Annotated in this window: 17 protein-coding genes; 9 read left to right on the top strand and 8 right to left on the bottom strand. The window is 73.2% G+C overall.

The window, feature by feature from the left end; all coding sequences use genetic code 11:
• The first annotated feature begins 10 nt into the window (after window positions 1-10).
• A complete protein-coding gene (locus tag Q0817_RS03190) occupies window positions 11-1372 on the top strand; it encodes a PIG-L family deacetylase (RefSeq protein WP_298584030.1) in 1362 nt (453 codons plus the stop codon).
• 123 nt (window positions 1373-1495) lie between these two features.
• On the opposite strand, the gene Q0817_RS03185 is transcribed toward Q0817_RS03190, so the two are convergent.
• Entirely contained in the window at window positions 1496-1786 is a 291-nt protein-coding gene (locus Q0817_RS03185; RefSeq protein WP_298584010.1) for a hypothetical protein, read from the bottom strand.
• Window positions 1787-1856: 70 nt separating this feature from the next.
• Between Q0817_RS03185 and fdxA the strand changes: the two genes are divergently transcribed.
• The 4 genes from fdxA (at window position 1857) to Q0817_RS03165 (ending at window position 5266) form a co-directional block, all read left to right on the top strand.
• Window positions 1857-2189, top strand: a complete 333-nt coding sequence (fdxA, locus tag Q0817_RS03180; RefSeq protein WP_058872613.1) for a ferredoxin — start codon at window positions 1857-1859, stop codon at window positions 2187-2189.
• A complete protein-coding gene (gene dapC, locus Q0817_RS03175) occupies window positions 2186-3331 on the top strand; it encodes a succinyldiaminopimelate transaminase (protein ID WP_298583997.1) in 1146 nt (381 codons plus the stop codon). The genes fdxA and dapC overlap by 4 nt, the downstream gene beginning before the upstream one ends.
• Before the next feature lie 165 nt (window positions 3332-3496).
• A complete protein-coding gene (locus tag Q0817_RS03170; protein ID WP_298583979.1) occupies window positions 3497-4795 on the top strand; it encodes a citrate synthase in 1299 nt (432 codons plus the stop codon).
• Between the two features lie 105 nt (window positions 4796-4900).
• Complete coding sequence (locus Q0817_RS03165; protein WP_298583963.1) at window positions 4901-5266, top strand: hypothetical protein; 366 nt, start codon at window positions 4901-4903, stop codon at window positions 5264-5266.
• 16 nt (window positions 5267-5282) lie between these two features.
• Here Q0817_RS03165 and galE read toward each other — a convergent pair whose 3' ends face one another.
• The 3 genes from galE to dapD all read right to left on the bottom strand — a co-directional run bounded on the left by galE (window position 5283) and on the right by dapD (window position 8396).
• Window positions 5283-6305 (bottom strand): UDP-glucose 4-epimerase GalE, encoded by a 1023-nt coding sequence (gene galE / locus Q0817_RS03160; protein WP_298583956.1) that lies wholly within the window; start codon window positions 6303-6305, stop codon window positions 5283-5285.
• Between the two features lie 35 nt (window positions 6306-6340).
• A complete protein-coding gene (locus Q0817_RS03155; protein ID WP_298583951.1) occupies window positions 6341-7264 on the bottom strand; it encodes a hypothetical protein in 924 nt (307 codons plus the stop codon).
• A 166-nt stretch (window positions 7265-7430) separates the two neighbouring features.
• On the bottom strand, window positions 7431-8396 hold the full coding sequence (dapD, locus tag Q0817_RS03150; RefSeq protein ID WP_298583945.1) for a 2,3,4,5-tetrahydropyridine-2,6-dicarboxylate N-succinyltransferase: 966 nt from the start codon (window positions 8394-8396) through the stop codon (window positions 7431-7433).
• A gap of 51 nt (window positions 8397-8447) precedes the next feature.
• Here dapD and dapE point away from each other — a divergent pair, with 51 nt between their 5' ends.
• Window positions 8448-9557 (top strand): succinyl-diaminopimelate desuccinylase, encoded by a 1110-nt coding sequence (gene dapE / locus Q0817_RS03145; protein WP_298583938.1) that lies wholly within the window; start codon window positions 8448-8450, stop codon window positions 9555-9557.
• A gap of 6 nt (window positions 9558-9563) precedes the next feature.
• On the opposite strand, the gene Q0817_RS03140 is transcribed toward dapE, so the two are convergent.
• The 4 genes from Q0817_RS03140 to Q0817_RS03125 form a co-directional block, all read right to left on the bottom strand.
• Window positions 9564-10436: an amino acid ABC transporter permease gene (locus tag Q0817_RS03140; protein WP_298583932.1), complete on the bottom strand. Its 873-nt coding sequence runs from the start codon at window positions 10434-10436 to the stop codon at window positions 9564-9566.
• Window positions 10436-11122: an amino acid ABC transporter permease gene (locus Q0817_RS03135; RefSeq protein ID WP_298583917.1), complete on the bottom strand. Its 687-nt coding sequence runs from the start codon at window positions 11120-11122 to the stop codon at window positions 10436-10438. The genes Q0817_RS03140 and Q0817_RS03135 overlap by 1 nt, the downstream gene beginning before the upstream one ends.
• Before the next feature lie 130 nt (window positions 11123-11252).
• Complete coding sequence (locus tag Q0817_RS03130) at window positions 11253-12107, bottom strand: glutamate ABC transporter substrate-binding protein (protein WP_298583899.1); 855 nt, start codon at window positions 12105-12107, stop codon at window positions 11253-11255.
• 54 nt (window positions 12108-12161) lie between these two features.
• Window positions 12162-12890: an amino acid ABC transporter ATP-binding protein gene (locus tag Q0817_RS03125; RefSeq protein WP_298584488.1), complete on the bottom strand. Its 729-nt coding sequence runs from the start codon at window positions 12888-12890 to the stop codon at window positions 12162-12164.
• Window positions 12891-13098: 208 nt separating this feature from the next.
• On the opposite strand from Q0817_RS03125, the gene Q0817_RS03120 reads away from it, so the two are divergent.
• The 3 genes from Q0817_RS03120 to Q0817_RS03110 all read left to right on the top strand — a co-directional run bounded on the left by Q0817_RS03120 (window position 13099) and on the right by Q0817_RS03110 (window position 14868).
• Window positions 13099-13407 carry a DivIVA domain-containing protein gene (locus Q0817_RS03120; protein WP_298583896.1) on the top strand — a complete coding sequence of 103 codons (309 nt, stop codon included), beginning with the start codon at window positions 13099-13101 and terminating at the stop codon, window positions 13405-13407.
• The gene (locus Q0817_RS03115; protein WP_298583890.1) at window positions 13404-14588 is read left to right on the top strand and encodes a hypothetical protein; all 1185 of its coding nucleotides are present in this window, start codon (window positions 13404-13406) and stop codon (window positions 14586-14588) included. Before Q0817_RS03120 ends, Q0817_RS03115 begins: the two co-directional genes overlap by 4 nt.
• Window positions 14589-14700: 112 nt before the next feature.
• The gene (locus Q0817_RS03110; protein WP_075872508.1) at window positions 14701-14868 is read left to right on the top strand and encodes a DUF3117 domain-containing protein; all 168 of its coding nucleotides are present in this window, start codon (window positions 14701-14703) and stop codon (window positions 14866-14868) included.
• The last annotated feature ends 8 nt before the right edge of the window (window positions 14869-14876 follow it).

Raw genomic sequence — 14876 nt, 5'->3', positions numbered from 1 at the left:
AGGCCCGGCCGTGACCCAGCAGCCCGTCCCGTACTACCCCGAGCAGGGCGTCCTCGTGCGCGAGGACGCCCTGCCGGGGCTGCTGCCCCCGGGCCTGCGCCCGGAGGACGCCCGGCTGCTGTTCGTGCACGCCCACCCCGACGACGAGTCCATCGCCACCGGAGCCACCATGGGCCGGTACGCGGAGCTCGGCGCGCAAGTCGTGCTGCTCACCATGACCCGCGGCGAGCGCGGCGAGGTCATCCCCGAGCCGCTGCACGCGCTCGAGGTCGGCCGCCCGGAGTGCACCGACGACGGCACGGCCCTGGGCCGCTACCGCGTCGGCGAGCTCCACGACGCCGCGGCCCGCCTGGGCGTGGCCGAACGGTTCTTCGCGGGGGAGCCCCCCGCCCTGGACCCGGCCGTGGGCTTCGCGGGCGGCACGGGGCACTACCACGACTCCGGCATGTCCTGGGGCCCCGACGGGCGTGCCGCCCCCGCCGGGGACTCCTCCCCGCACAGCCTCACCGCGGCCACGACCGCCGAGGCCGCCGCGCACGTCGCCGCGGCGGTCCGGGCCGTGCGCCCGCACGTGCTCGTGACCTACGACGACGACGGCGGCTACGGCCACCCCGACCACGTCCGCACCTCCGCCGTCGCGCTGCGCGGCGCCGAGCTCGCCGCCCGCCCGGGCGTGGACGCCGACGGAGCGCTCGTCGAGCCCTGGCGGACCCCCCTCGTGTGGGCCGTCGAGGGCGAGGCCCGGCCCGAGGACCCGCGGCCGCAGGCCGCGGTGCACGGCTCGGCCGAGCGCAAGCGGGCCGCCATGGGCGCCCACGCCACCCAGCTGGTGCTGGCCGAGGACGGTTCGCGCTTCGCCCTCTCCAACGGCGTGTGGCAGCCCTTCAGCGCGCTCGAGACCTACCGGCTGCTCGCGGGGGACCCCGACGCGGCCGCCCCGGAAGAGGAGGAGGAGTCCGGGCACTCCCGGGCCTCCGTGCTCTCGACCCTCGTGACGTCCGTCGCGGCCGGTGCCGCGGCGGCGTCCGTGGCCACCGTCCTGCACGGCGCCGTCTGGTACTCCGCCGCCGGGTGGTGGCTGCCCTGGGGCCTGCTCTTCGCGACCGCCCTGCTGCTCAGCGTCTCCCTGTGGGTCGGCACCGCCACCCGCCGCGTGTGGGCCGCCGCCGTGCCGGGGCTCATCGGCTATCTCGTCTCCTGGCTCTTCGCCTACGGCGGGGACGGCTCCGTGATCGTCGTGACGAACCCCGGCACCCCCGTGGGGGTCCTGGGCCTCGCGTGGTTCGTGCTGGTCTTCGCGGTGACCCTCCTGTCCGTGCTCGTCACGGCCGGCTGGCTGCGCGCCCGGCGGCGGAGGACCGGCGCCGCCTGAGACCCGGTCCTGCCGTGCGCCGTCCTGCCGTGCTCGGTCCCGCCGGTGGCCGACCGGCCGTGCCCGGTCCCGCGGGTGGCCGACCGGCCGTGCCCGGTCCCGCCCTGGTCGGTCCGGTGGCGCTCAGTCTCCCCGCGGCCGGCGCCGCGGCGGTGCCGGGGGGACCACCCGTGCGGCCCGCAGGTCGCCGGCGCCGATCAGCACGTCCCCGCGGCGGGTGCGCACCGTGACGGACTCCTCGTCCGCCGCCAGCAGCTCGCCCAGGGCGTCGGTGAGCGGCAGCCCGGAGGCGTCGTCGGCGGGCAGGGCGTAGCGCACGCTCACCCGCGTACCAGGAGGCAGGCCGGCGAGCACGCCCAGCGCCGAAGATGACGTCCCGGACGGCGATGTTGAGCCGGATGTCGGATGCTCCATGCCTGTCATCCTAGCCAGGACGCGGTGGCTAGACTGGTCGGAGCAACCCAGGAGAAAGGTTCGAACCGCCGTGACCTACGTCATCGCCCAGCCCTGTGTCGACGTGAAGGACAAGGCCTGCGTCGAGGAGTGCCCCGTCGACTGCATCTACGAGGGGGAGCGCTCGCTCTACATCCACCCCGACGAGTGCGTGGACTGCGGTGCGTGCGAGCCGGTGTGCCCCGTCGAGGCCATCTACTACGAGGACGACACCCCCGACGAGTGGGCCGACTACTACAAGGCGAACGTCGAGTTCTTCGACGACCTCGGCTCGCCCGGCGGCGCCGCGAAGCTCGGCAACACGCACACCGACCACCCCATGATCGCGGCCCTGCCGCCGCAGAACCAGGACGTCGCCCTGTGACGCAGGTGGACCGGTCCTTCGGCCTCGCCCTGCCCGACTACCCGTGGGACACCATGGCGCCGTACCGGGCCGTCGCCGCGGAGCACCCCGACGGGGTCGTGGACCTGTCCATCGGCACGCCCGTGGACCCCACGCCGCTGGTCGTCCAGGACGCGCTGGCCGCGGCCGCCGACGCCCACGGCTATCCGACCACCCACGGCACCCCCGCCCTGCGCGAGGCCGTCGTCGCGTGGTACGCGCGACGGCGCGGCGTGCCCGGCCTGGACCCCGCCGCGGTCATGCCCACGGTCGGCTCCAAGGAGCTGGTCGCCTGGCTGCCGCTCCTGCTGGGCCTGCGCGCCGGCGACGTCCTCGTGCGTCCCACGGTGGCCTATCCCACCTACGACATCGGGGCCGAGCTCGCGGGCGCCGAGGCGGTGGCGGCGGACAACCTCGACGAGCTCGACGACGACCTGCGCTCCCGCGTGCGCATGGTGTGGCTGAACTCGCCCGCCAACCCCACCGGCATCGTCCGGGACGCTGCGTCGCTGCGCCGTGTGGTCGACCAGGCGCGCGCCCTCGGGGCCGTGGTCGCCTCCGACGAGTGCTACGCCGAGCTCGGTTGGGGCGCCTGGGACGTCCAGCAGGGGGGCACCCCGGTGCCGTCGGTGCTCGACCCCCGGGTCAGCGGAGGGGACGACTCGCTGCTGCTCTCCGCGTACTCGATGTCGAAGCAGTCGAACGCGGCCGGCTACCGGGCCGCGTTCCTCGCCGGGGACGCCCGGCTCATGGCGAGCCTGGTCAACTCCCGCAAGCACGCCGGGATGATCGTGCCCGCCCCGATCCAGGAGGCCATGCGGGTCGCCCTGGGGGACGACGCCCACGTCACCGCGCAGAAGGCGCTCTACCGGTCCCGCCGGGAGCGGCTCGTGCCCGCCGCCGAGGCCTTCGGGCTGCGGGTCGAGCACTCGGAGGCCGGTCTCTACCTGTGGTGCACGGCCGGGGAGGACACCTGGACCACGGTGCAGCGCTTCGCCGAGCGGGGCGTCGTCGTGGGTCCCGGGGTCTTCTACGGGGCGGCCGGGGAGGGCTATGTGCGTCTCGCCCTCACCGCCACCGACGAGCGCATCGACGCCGCCGTGGAGCGGCTCGGCCGCGCCTGACACGCTCCCGCGCGGCGCCGGGATTGGTCCCTGCGCGGACGGAGCAGGTAGGTTGGAGCCTGACGATCGCTGTGTCCGGCAGACACGGCCGTGCTGCGCCACCGGCGGCGCCCGGCACGGCGACCACGGGCACCGGACACCGACATCCACTCGCGGAGGACGAACATGACTGAGTCTGCACAGAAGACCGGGACGGCCCGGCTCGACTACGGGAACGGCAGCCCGCTCGAGCTGCCCATCCAGGACGCCACCGAGGGGAACCGCGGGTACGCGATCTCGAACATGCTCAAGGAGACCGGCAACGTCGCCTTCGACCCTGGGTTCATGAACACCGCGAACGCGCGCTCCGCCATCACCTACATCGACGGCAACAACGGCATCCTCCGGTACCGGGGCTACCCCATCGAGGAGCTCGCCCAGCACTCGAGCTTCATCGAGACCGCCTACCTCCTCATCTACGGCGAGCTGCCGACGCCGACCGAGCTCGACGAGTTCGACACCCGGGTCCGCCGGCACACCATGGTCCACGAGGACCTCAAGAGCTTCTTCAACGGCTTCCCGCGCAATGCCCACCCCATGCCCGTGCTCTCCTCGGCCGTCTCGGCGCTGTCCACGTTCTACGCGGACTCCCTCGACCCGTTCGACCAGGAGCAGGTGGAGATCTCCACCATCCGGCTGCTCGCGAAGGTGCCCACGCTGGCGGCCTACGCGTTCAAGAAGTCCAAGGGCGAGCCGATGCTCTACCCGCAGAACGACCTCAACTACACGGAGAACTTCCTCCGCATGTGCTTCGGGGTGCCGGCCGAGGACTACGAGATCGACCCGGCGATGGCGAAGGCCCTGGACGTGCTGCTGATGCTGCACGCCGACCACGAGCAGAACTGCTCCACCTCCACCGTGCGGCTCGTGGGCTCCTCCCACGCCAACATGTTCGCCTCGGTCTCCGCGGGGATCAACGCCCTGTACGGCCCGCTGCACGGCGGCGCCAACGAGGCCGTGCTCGCCATGCTCAACCGGATCCAGACCGAGGGCGTCAAGCCCGAGGACTTCATGGAGCAGGTCAAGAACAAGGAGTCCGGCGCCCGGCTCATGGGCTTCGGCCACCGGGTCTACAAGAACTACGACCCCCGGGCGCGCATCGTGAAGGACTACGCCCACGAGATCCTCGAGAAGCTCGGCGGCAATGACCAGCAGCTCGAGATCGCCATGCGGCTCGAGGAGAAGGCCCTCGCCGACGACTACTTCGTGGAGCGCAAGCTCTACCCCAACGTCGACTTCTACACGGGTCTCATCTACAAGGCGATGGGCTTCCCCGAGAAGATGTTCACCGTGCTCTTCGCGATCGGCCGGCTCCCCGGCTGGATCGCCCAGTGGCGGGAGATGATCGAGGACCCCGAGACGAAGATCGGCCGCCCGCGCCAGCTCTACGTGGGCCAGGGCGAGCGGCACTACCCGCAGCGCTGAGCGGACCCGCTCCCGGCACCGACCGACGCCGGGCCCGCCCCGTCCGGGGCGCGGGCCCGGCGTCGGTCGTTCCGTGCCCGCGCCCTCCCCGGTAGCGTGGTGGGCATGAACGAGCAGCGGCACACCCCGGACCGGATCACCGAGCTCGGCCCGGACGACGTCTTCGTCTTCGGCTCCAACGCCCGCGGCTCCCACGGCGCGGGGGCGGCCCGCGCGGCCGTCGAGCGCTTCGGTGCGGTCATGGGCCAGGGGCACGGTCTGCAGGGACGCTCGTACGCGATCGACAGCATGAGCGGGTTCGCCGAGCTCGAGCGGGAGGCGGCGGCCTTCGTGGCCTTCGCCCGCGAGCACCCAGAGCTGACGTTCTGGCTCACGCGGGTGGGCACGGGCATCGCCGGACACGACGAGCGGCGGGTGGCCGCCCTCTTCGCCGACGCGCCGGCCAACGTGGTCCGGCCGCGGGGCTGGTGAGCCCCGGCGCCGGCGCTCAGGCGCCCGCGGCGTAGCCCTCGGGGTTGCTCCGCTGCCAGTTCCAGTGGTCCCGGCACATGGTGTCGAGGTCCCGGTCCGCGGACCAGCCCAGTTCGGCCAGGGCCGTCGACGGATCGGCGTAGGACACCGCGGCGTCGCCGGGCCGGCGGGCCACCACCTCGTAGGGGATGCTCCGCCCGGAGGCCCGTTCGAAGGCGGCGTGCACCTCGAGCACCGAGTAGCCCTTGCCCGTGCCCAGGTTCCACGTGTGCACCCCGCCGTGCCGGGCGACGTGGTCGAGGGCCCTGAGGTGCCCGTCGGCGAGGTCGACCACGTGGATGTAGTCGCGCACGCCCGTCCCGTCGGCGGTCGGGTAGTCGGCGCCGAAGACCCGCAGCTTCTCGCGCCGGCCCACGGCCACCTGGGCGATGAACGGCAGCAGGTTGTTCGGCACGCCCGTGGGGTCCTCGCCGATCCGGCCGGACTCGTGGGCGCCGACCGGGTTGAAGTAGCGCAGCAGGGCCACGTTCCAGGCCGGGTCCGCCGCGGCGAGGTCCACGAGCATGTCCTCGATGTGCTCCTTGGTCCGCCCGTACGGGTTCTGGGCGTCCATGGGCTGCTTCTCGGTCAGCGGCATCTCCTCGGGAGCGCCGTAGACCGTGGCCGACGAGGAGAACACGATGGACCGGCAGCCGTGGGTCTCCATGGCGTCCAGCAGGTTGAGGGTGCCGGCCACGTTGGTGCGGTAGTACCACAGGGGCTTCTCCGCCGACTCGCCGACGGCCTTGAGGCCCGCGAAGTGGATCACGGCCTCGGGGCGGTGCTCCGCGAACAGCGCGTCGAGTCCCGCGGGGTCGAGGAGGTCCGCCTCGGCGAACGCCTCGGCGGAGCGTCCCGCGAGGTCCTCGACGCGCTCCAGCGACGTCCGCGAGGAGTTCGCGAGGTTGTCCATCACGACGACGTCGTGGCCCGCCTCCAGCAGGGCGAGGACGGTGTGCGAGCCGATGTAGCCGGTTCCCCCGGTCACGAGAATCTTCATGCTCCCAGCGTATCGGCCGGGCCGCGGCGGGCCCGTCAGCGGCTCGCGAGGACCAGCACGACGTCGCCGGCCGGGGGAGCGCCCTCGGGGTGCGCCTCCTCGGCGGCCACCCAGCCCGGGGCGGGCGCGAAGCGGGTGGTGCGCTGGTCGGCCCGGACCCAGCTGCGCCCGCCGAAGGACACCTCCGCGACGCCCAGCGTCTCCGCCTGCGCGACCGCCCAGTGCGCCACCGCCCACCCCGTGGGTTCCCCGGGCGCGGTCACGACCACCCGGTCCCCGTCCGCGCGCGGGGCGGGCGCCGCGGTCCCGAACGCGTCGCCGAGGGCGTCGGCGGCCCGGCGCGCGTCCCCCGGGCCCTCGGGGCCGCCGAGCACGCAGTTGAGCGAGCCCTCGGTGGCTCCCGTCAGGCTGCCGGCGAACGCGCGGGCGAGGCCCTCGTGCCGGGCGTACGCCTCCGGGTGCGCGGAGCGCTGGACCGCCTGCGCGGCGTCGGTGACGGACATCGACGTGTAGTCGAGCTCGGCGAGGCCGTCGTAGAAGGCGGCCGTGGCGTAGGCCGGGTCCATGATCTGCGCGGGCGTTCCCCAGCCCTGGGACGGGCGCTGCTGGAAGAGCCCCACGGAGTCCCGGTCCCCGTAGTCGATGTTGACCAGCTGCGACTCCTGCATCGCGGTGGCCAGGGCCACGACGGCCGCGTACGGATCGGCGCCGCGCGCCACGGCCTCCGCGGTGACCAGGGCGGCGTTGGCCGACTGCTCCGCGGACAGGGTGTGCCGCTGCCGCTGCCCGTCCCCGTCCGTGCTCGAGACCACGCACCGGGGCTCGCCGGCCGAGGGCCGGCCGGCGCGCAGCTCGACGGCCACGAGGATCCCCGCGGCGAGCAGGGCGCCGACGAGCAGGAGGACGAACAGCGGCAGCCGGAGCGAGCCGCTGCGGCGGCCGGGGACGGGGGAGGACACGGGCGCTCCTGGGCGGGCGGAGGGACGGGCGGGGAGACGGGAGCGGTGAGGGGGCCGGGTGAACGGGCGGGTGAGCGGGGCCGGGACGGCCGACGCCGCGCAAGGACGGGTCGTGCCCGTCCTCGCGCGGCGTCGGCGTCCGGCGGCGGGCCGGGGCCCGCGGCGCTCAGTTGGCGTGCAGCGCCGCGTTGAGCTCCACGGTCCCGCCGGCCCGCGGCAGCACCTCGACCGTGCCGGTGAGGGAGTTGCGGCGGAACAGCAGGTTGGACACGCCCGAGAGCTCCGAGGCCTTGGCCGTGGACCGCTCGCCGTCGGAGTGCACGCTCACGCGGGTGCCGGCGGTGACGTAGAGCCCGGCCTCGACCACGCAGTCGTCGCCGAGGGAGATGCCGACACCGGAGTTGGCGCCGAGCAGCACGCGCTCGCCCACGGTGATCCGCTCCTTGCCGCCGCCGGAGAGGGTGCCCATGATGGAGGCGCCGCCGCCGAGGTCCGTGGCGTCGCCCACGACCACACCGGCGCTGATCCGGCCCTCGACCATGGACTGGCCGAGGGTGCCGGCGTTGAAGTTGACGAAGCCCTCGTGCATCACCGTGGTGCCCTCGGCGAGGTGGGCGCCGAGCCGGATCCGGTTGGCGTCGCCGATCCGCACGCCCGTGGGGACCACGTAGTCCACCATCCGCGGGAACTTGTCCACGCTGTGCACGGTCACGTGCCCGCCCGAGGCCTTCATCCGCAGCAGCGCGAGGGTCAGCTCCTCGGCGAGCACGGGCCCCCGGTCCGTCCAGGCGACGTTGGCGAGCAGGCCGAACACGCCGTCGAGGTTCAGGGTGTTGGGGCGCGCGAGGCGGTGGGAGAGCAGGTGCAGGCGCAGGTACGCGTCCGCGGCGTCGGCGGGCGCGGCGTCGAGGTCGATCACCGTCTCGACGATCTCGCTGCGGACGTTGCGGTCGGGGTCGGCGGTGGCCGCGAGCCGCAGGTCCGCGTCGAGGGAGGTGTCGACCGCGTCGGAGAGGGACGGGGCGGGGTACCAGACGTCGAGGACGGTGCCCTCCTTGGGGCCCGAGGCCACGACGGTGGCCAGGCCGAGTCCGGAGGCGGGACGAGAGGTGGAAGCAGTCATGGCCTCCATCCTACGGGGGACGCCGGCCCCGGTCCGACCGGCGGCGACGGCCGCCCCGTTATGCTGGCAGCCATGATCGCACCGGAGCTCGACCTCGCCGCGGACCCCGCCGACCTCACGGCGGCCCTCATCGACATCGTCTCCGTCTCGGGCTCGGAGGGCCCCCTGGCCGACGCGGTGGAGGCCGCGCTGCGGCGGCTCCCGCACCTCACGGTGCACCGGGACGGGGACGCCGTGGTGGCGCGCACCGACCTGGGCCGCGCCGAGCGGGTCGTGCTCGCCGGCCACCTCGACACCGTGCCCCTGCCGACCGTGCCCGGCGCCCGGGGGACCGTCCCCTCCACGTGGACGGGGACGGGCCGCTCCCGGGTGCTCCACGGCCGGGGCGCGACCGACATGAAGGGCGGGGTGGCCGTCCAGCTCGCCCTGGCCGCGGCCCTCACGGCGCCGAACCGCGACGTCAGCTACGTGTTCTACGACCACGAGGAGGTCGAGGCGGCCGCCAGCGGGCTGGGCCGGCTCCAGCGTCACGCCCCCGGGCTGCTCGAGGCCGACTTCGCGGTGCTCCTCGAGCCCACCGACGGGACCGTGGAGGGCGGGTGCAACGGCACCATGCGCTTCCGCATCACCACCCGGGGCCGTGCGGCCCACTCGGGGCGGTCCTGGATCGGGGAGAACGCCATCCACAAGCAGGCCGACGTCCTCGCGCGGCTGGCGGCCTACGAGCCGCGGACCGTGGCGGTGGAGGGGCTCGAGTACCGGGAGGGGCTCAACGCGATCCGGATCGGCGGGGGCGTGGCCGGCAACGTGGTCCCGGACACCGCCCACGTGGAGATCAACTACCGCTTCGCCCCGGACAAGAGCCCCGAGGACGCCGTGGCGCACGTGCAGGAGGTCTTCGCCGGCTACGAGCTCGAGCTCACGGACCTCTCCCCGGCGGCGCGTCCCGGCCTGGACCGTCCCGCGGCCGCCGAGTTCGTGGCCGCGGTGGGCCAGGAGCCCCAGCCCAAGTACGGCTGGACCGACGTGGCCCGTTTCTCGCAGATGGGCGTGCCCGCCGTGAACTTCGGCCCGGGCGACGCCCTGCTGGCCCACACGGACGACGAGCACGTGAGCGCCGAGGCGGTCCGGGAGTGCTACCGGGCTCTCGAGGCGTGGCTCACGGCCTGAGCGGCCTCAGACCGTGGCCTCCTCGGCGGCCAGGGGCCCCTCGGCCGCCCTGGTCGCACCGCCCGTGCGGAAGCTGAGGAACCGGGAGAGCCAGGCGGCCAGCACGGTCAGCAGGTAGTTGATGAGGACGAAGACCAGCGCCACCACGAACAGGGTCTGCAGGATGTTGCCGTCGCCGGCGCCCAGCCGCCGGCCGCTCGCCAGCAGCTCCGGGTAGGTGATGATGTAGCCCAGGGCGGTGTCCTTGAGGATGACCACGAACTGGCTGACCATCGAGGGCAGCATCGCCGTCAGGGCCTGCGGGAGCTCGATCATCCGCAGGGACCGGGACGGCGTGAGCCCGATGACCAGTGCGGCCTCCCGCTGTCCCTTGGGCAGCTGGTGGACTCCGGAGCGGATGAGCTCGGCGATCACGGCGCCGTTGTAGAACATCAGCCCGAGGACCACGGCCCAGAACGGGACGTTCGACGGCTCGACCAGGCCGGCGCGCCCGATGCCCAGGTAGAAGAAGATCATCATCACCAGCACGGGCACGGCCCGGAAGAACTCGACCACCACGGTGCAGACGAAGCGCACCGGGGCGAGCTGGGAGAGCCGGCCCAGGCCGAAGACGAGACCGAAGGCGATCGAGAGCACCACGGCCAGCAGCGCGGCCCGCAGGGTGTCCCACAGGCCCGGGAGCAGGAAGTTCTCCCACGTGCGCGCGGTGAGCAGGGGCGTCCACTTCGAGGCGTCGAGCTGGCCCTGCTCGGCGAGCTCGCTCAGCACGATCCAGGCGAGGGCGGCCGCGAGCAGCACGCCCACCACGTTGAGCGCCGCGCTGACCCGCCGGCTGCGGGGTCCTTGGACGTCGAAGAGGACGTTCTGGGTCTTGGCCATCAGCGCTTCACCGCCAGTTTCCGGGAGGCCCAGGTGGTGAGCAGGCCCACCGGGACCACGATGAGGACGAAGCCGAGGGCCACCACGAGGAAGATCGCGATGATCACGTCCGGGCGGAACTCGATCATGGTCTTCATGAGCGAGGAGATCTCGGTGACCGACGCCGCCGCGGCCACGGTCGTGTTCTTCGTCAGGGCGATCAGGGTGTTGCCGAGCGGCGTGATGGCTCCCCGCAGCGCCTGCGGAAAGATGATCAGCCGCGCCGCGGGCAGGAAGGACAGCCCGATGGCCCGGGCGGCCTCCGCCTGCCCGGCCGGCACGGTGTTGACGCCCGAGCGGATGGCCTCGCAGACGAACGCCGCGTGGTAGAGGCTCAGGCCGAGGACCGCCCAGTTGAAGAAGTTCTGGTCGAAGTCCGAGGAGAGGCTGATCCCCAGCTGGCTCCACACGCCCAGGACCAGGAAGACGAGGATGATCGTCAGCGGGGTGTTGCGGAACAGGTTCACGTAGCCGGTGCCCAGCAGCCGCAGCGACGCGATGGGGGAGATGCGCATCAGGGCGATGAGCGCGCCGAGGGCCGCCGAGCCGAGCGCGGCGAAGAAGGTCAGCCGGAGGTTGACCCAGAAGGCGGCCAGGACGTCGTACTGGTCGAAGAGGCTGACGAAGTCGGTCAGGTAGTCGCTCACGGGAACTCCCGGAGCTCGGGCTGGTGCTGGGTCACGCGAGGGCCCTTCGTCGTGGATCGGTCGTGCGCTCTGCTGCCGGGGCGGGCCCCGTGGCCGGCCGGGAGCCGGCCACGGGGTCACACGGGCCTCGTCACTCGCCGCAGGGCTCGGGCTCCGGCGGGTTGAGCTCCTCGTTGTACGAGTAGTTGGCGCCCTCCGTGTTGGCGGTGACCGCGTCCTCCCAGGCCCCCTCCTCGATCATCTTGGTGATGGCCTCGTTGACGGCCTCGCACTGGTCGGATCCCTGGGGGAGGCCCACACCGTAGCGCTCCTCGGAGAAGGTGTTGCCGACCACCTTGAACTTGCCCTGGTTGGCGTCGGTCGAGGCGAGGCCCGCGAGGATGATGTCGTCGGTGGTCACGGCGTCCACCTGGCCGGACTCCAGGAAGGTCACGCACTCGGCGTAGCCGCCCTGCTCCACGAGGTTCACGCCGGGAACCTCCTCCTGCACGTTCACCGCGGAGGTCGAGCCCGTCACCGAGCACAGGTTCTTGCCCTCGAGGTCGGCGGGGCCCTGGATGCTGTCGTCGTCGGCGCGGACCAGCAGATCCTGGCCGGCCACGAAGTAGGGGCCGGCGAAGTCGACGGTCTGGTCGCGCTCGTCGGTGATCGAGTAGGTCGCGAAGATCATGTCCACCTGGTCGTTGGCGAGCATGTTCTCGCGGTTGGCGGAGGGGGACTCGACCCACTCGATCTGGTCCTCGGAGTAGCCGAGCTCGCCCGCGACGTACTTCGCCACGTCGACGTCGAAGCCGGTGTACTCGCTGCCGTCGCGGAAGCCGAGTCCCGGCTGGTCGTACTTGATGCCGATCCGCACGGACTCGCCCGAGCCGCCGCCCTCGCCTTCCGTGCCGGACCCGCCGTCGTCCCCACCTCCGCACGCGGTGAGGGTCAGGGCCGCGGCCGCGGCCATCGCGGCCAGTCCGAGGGGCTTGCTGCTGCGCATGGTGTGCTCCTTGCTGTGGAGGTGGTGGCGTCGGGTCGGAGGGGCGGTGGACGGTCAGTGGCCGAGGATCTTGCCGAGGAAGTCCTGGGCGCGCTCGGAGCGGGGATTGGTGAAGAACTCCTCGGGGGTGTTCTCCTCGACGATCATGCCGTCGGCCATGAACACGACGCGGTCGGCGGCCTTGCGGGCGAAGCCCATCTCGTGGGTGACCACGATCATCGTCATGCCCTGCTTCGCGAGGGCGACCATGGTGTCGAGGACCTCGTTGATCATCTCGGGGTCGAGCGCGGAGGTGGGCTCGTCGAAGAGCATGACCTTCGGCTCCATGGCCAGGGCGCGGGCGATGGCGACGCGCTGCTGCTGGCCGCCGGAGAGCTGGGCGGGCAGCTTCTCCGCCTGGTTGTCGACTCCCACGCGGGTCAGCAGCTCCATGGCCTCCTTCTTCGCCTCGGCCCCCGACTTCCCGCGGACCTTGACCGGGCCCAGGGTGACGTTCTGCAGGACCGACTTGTGGGCGAAGAGGTTGAAGGACTGGAACACCATGCCGACGTCGGCGCGCAGCTTCGCGAGGGCCTTGCCCTCCTCGGGCAGCCGCTTGCCGTCGATGAGGATCTCGCCGTCGTCGATGCTCTCGAGCCGGTTGATGGCCCGGCACAGGGTCGACTTGCCGGAGCCCGAGGGACCGATCACGACCACCACCTCGCCGCGCTTCACCTCCAGGTTGATGTCCCGGAGCACGTGCAGGTCCCCGAAGTGCTTGTTGACGTGCGACATGCGGACCAGGGCCTCGGCCGTCCCCGCGGCGGCGGAGGCCGGTGCGGCGGCCGGCGGAGTGGTGTGTGACATACCGGAAAGATATCCCAGATTCGTTCGGTGTGATGTCGAACACGTTGCAATCGCGTAAATTGCGTACCGATCCGTAGAAATGTTGCGGCGCCCGCCCCGCCCGCCCGTGCCCACCGGCCCGCCGGCCGGCGCATAGCCTGGGGGCATGACCGAACTCCTCGTGGTGCTGACCGGGCTGGTGCTGCTGCTCACCGTGGTGGGCGTCGTCCTCCTCGGCCGTGACCGGCTCGCCGACCGCGTCGCGCCCGCCCGGGACGGGATCGACGCCGGGGCCGCCCCCGCCGCGCCGCTCGTGCTGCCTGAGCACCCGACCGCGGAGGACGTCGATCGGATCGCGTTCTCCGTCCGGCGCCGCGGCTACGACCCCGCGGAGGTCCACGCCGTGCTCGCCCACCTCGCGGACCGGCTGCCGCCGCCGGAGGACCCGCCGTCCCGCCCGGTGCCGGGGGCGTGAGCCTCCGTCCGGCCGCGGCCCCCTGGTGGGCGCAGGCCCTGCTGGTCTGGGCGGCCTCCCGGCTGTGGGGCTGGGCGGTGTTCACCACGGTGGGCCGGCAGCAGGGCCCCGGGCCGTGGGGGGACGGCGCCCTGGGGTACCTCGCGTTCACCGGCACCTGGGACTCGGACTGGTACGAGCGCATCGCGCGGGAGGGCTATCCCGAGTCCCTGCCCCGGGACGGGAGCGGGCAGGTCCAGGAGAACGCCTGGGCCTTCTACCCGGTCTTCCCGCTGCTCGTCCGGACCGTCTCGGCGGTCACCGGCACGGGCTGGGACGTGACGGCCTCGGCCGTGTCCCTGGCGGCGAGCCTCGGGGCGGTCCTGCTCGTCCACCGGCTGTTCCTCCGGCTCGCCCCACCGTCCACCGCCCTGTGGGGACTCGCGTTCGTCGCGTTCAACCCGGTGGCCCCGGTGCTGCAGGTCCCCTACGCCGAGTCGCTGCACCTGATGCTGCTCGCGGGCGCGCTGCTGCTGGTGACGCGGGGCCGTCACCTCGCCGCCGCCCCCGTGGTGCTCGTCATGTGCCTGACGCGTCCGGCGGGCGTCCCCTTCGCCGCGGCCCTCGGGATCACGTGGCTCGTGCGCTCCGTGCGCCGGCACCGGGCGGGGGAGCTGCGCCGCGCCGTCGACGCCGTCGACGGGCTCTTCGCCCTCGCCGTCTTCGCGTGCGGAGCGGCCCTCGCCTGGCCGGCGATCGCGTGGGCCGTCACGGGCGAGCCGACCGCGTACACCGACACGGAGACCGTGTGGCGGGGCGGGGGCCTGCAGCCGGTCGTGCCGTGGTTCGACGCCGCCGCCGGGCTGTTCGGACCCGTGCTCGGGCTCGCGGCGCCCGTCCTGCTGGTCGCGGGCGGAACGGTGCTGCTGCGCGCCCGCGTGGTGCGGGAGCGGCTGGACCTGCTCACGCGCGTGTGGGTGGCGAGCTACGCCGTCTACCTGCTCCTGTTCCTCCACCCCCAGAGCAGCACCTTCCGGCTGCTGCTGCCGCTGTTCCCGCTCGCCCTGCCGCTGGCCGCGGTCTCGGACTCGCGGGCCTACCGGGTGGCCTGCGTGGTCTCCGGCGCGGTGCTCCAGCTCGTCTGGGTCGGCTGGCTGTGGCACTGGAAGCAGCTGCCCGGCGGCGGGGACTACCCGCCCTGACCCCGTGCCGGCCGCGGCGACGCGGACCCCAGGGCGGACGGGGCGGTCCGGGTCCACGGCGGCGGCTCGGATAGGATGGGAGCCACACCAATCGAGGAAGAGGAGTTCCCACATGGCGGCCATGAAGCCGAGAACCGGTGACGGACCGATGGAGGTCACCAAGGAGGGGCGCAGCCTCATCATGCGGGTGCCGCTCGAGGGCGGTGGCCGGCTGGTGGTCGAGCTGAAGCCCGGCGAGGCCGCGGAGCTCAAGGAGTGCCTGGCCGGCGTCACGGAGTGACCCCCGGC

It is taken from the genome of uncultured Kocuria sp., assembly GCF_947500125.1.
Lineage (GTDB): Bacteria > Actinomycetota > Actinomycetes > Actinomycetales > Micrococcaceae > Kocuria.
Note: the sequence above shows the minus strand (reverse complement) of the source record. Positions and strands in the feature narration are given on the sequence as shown.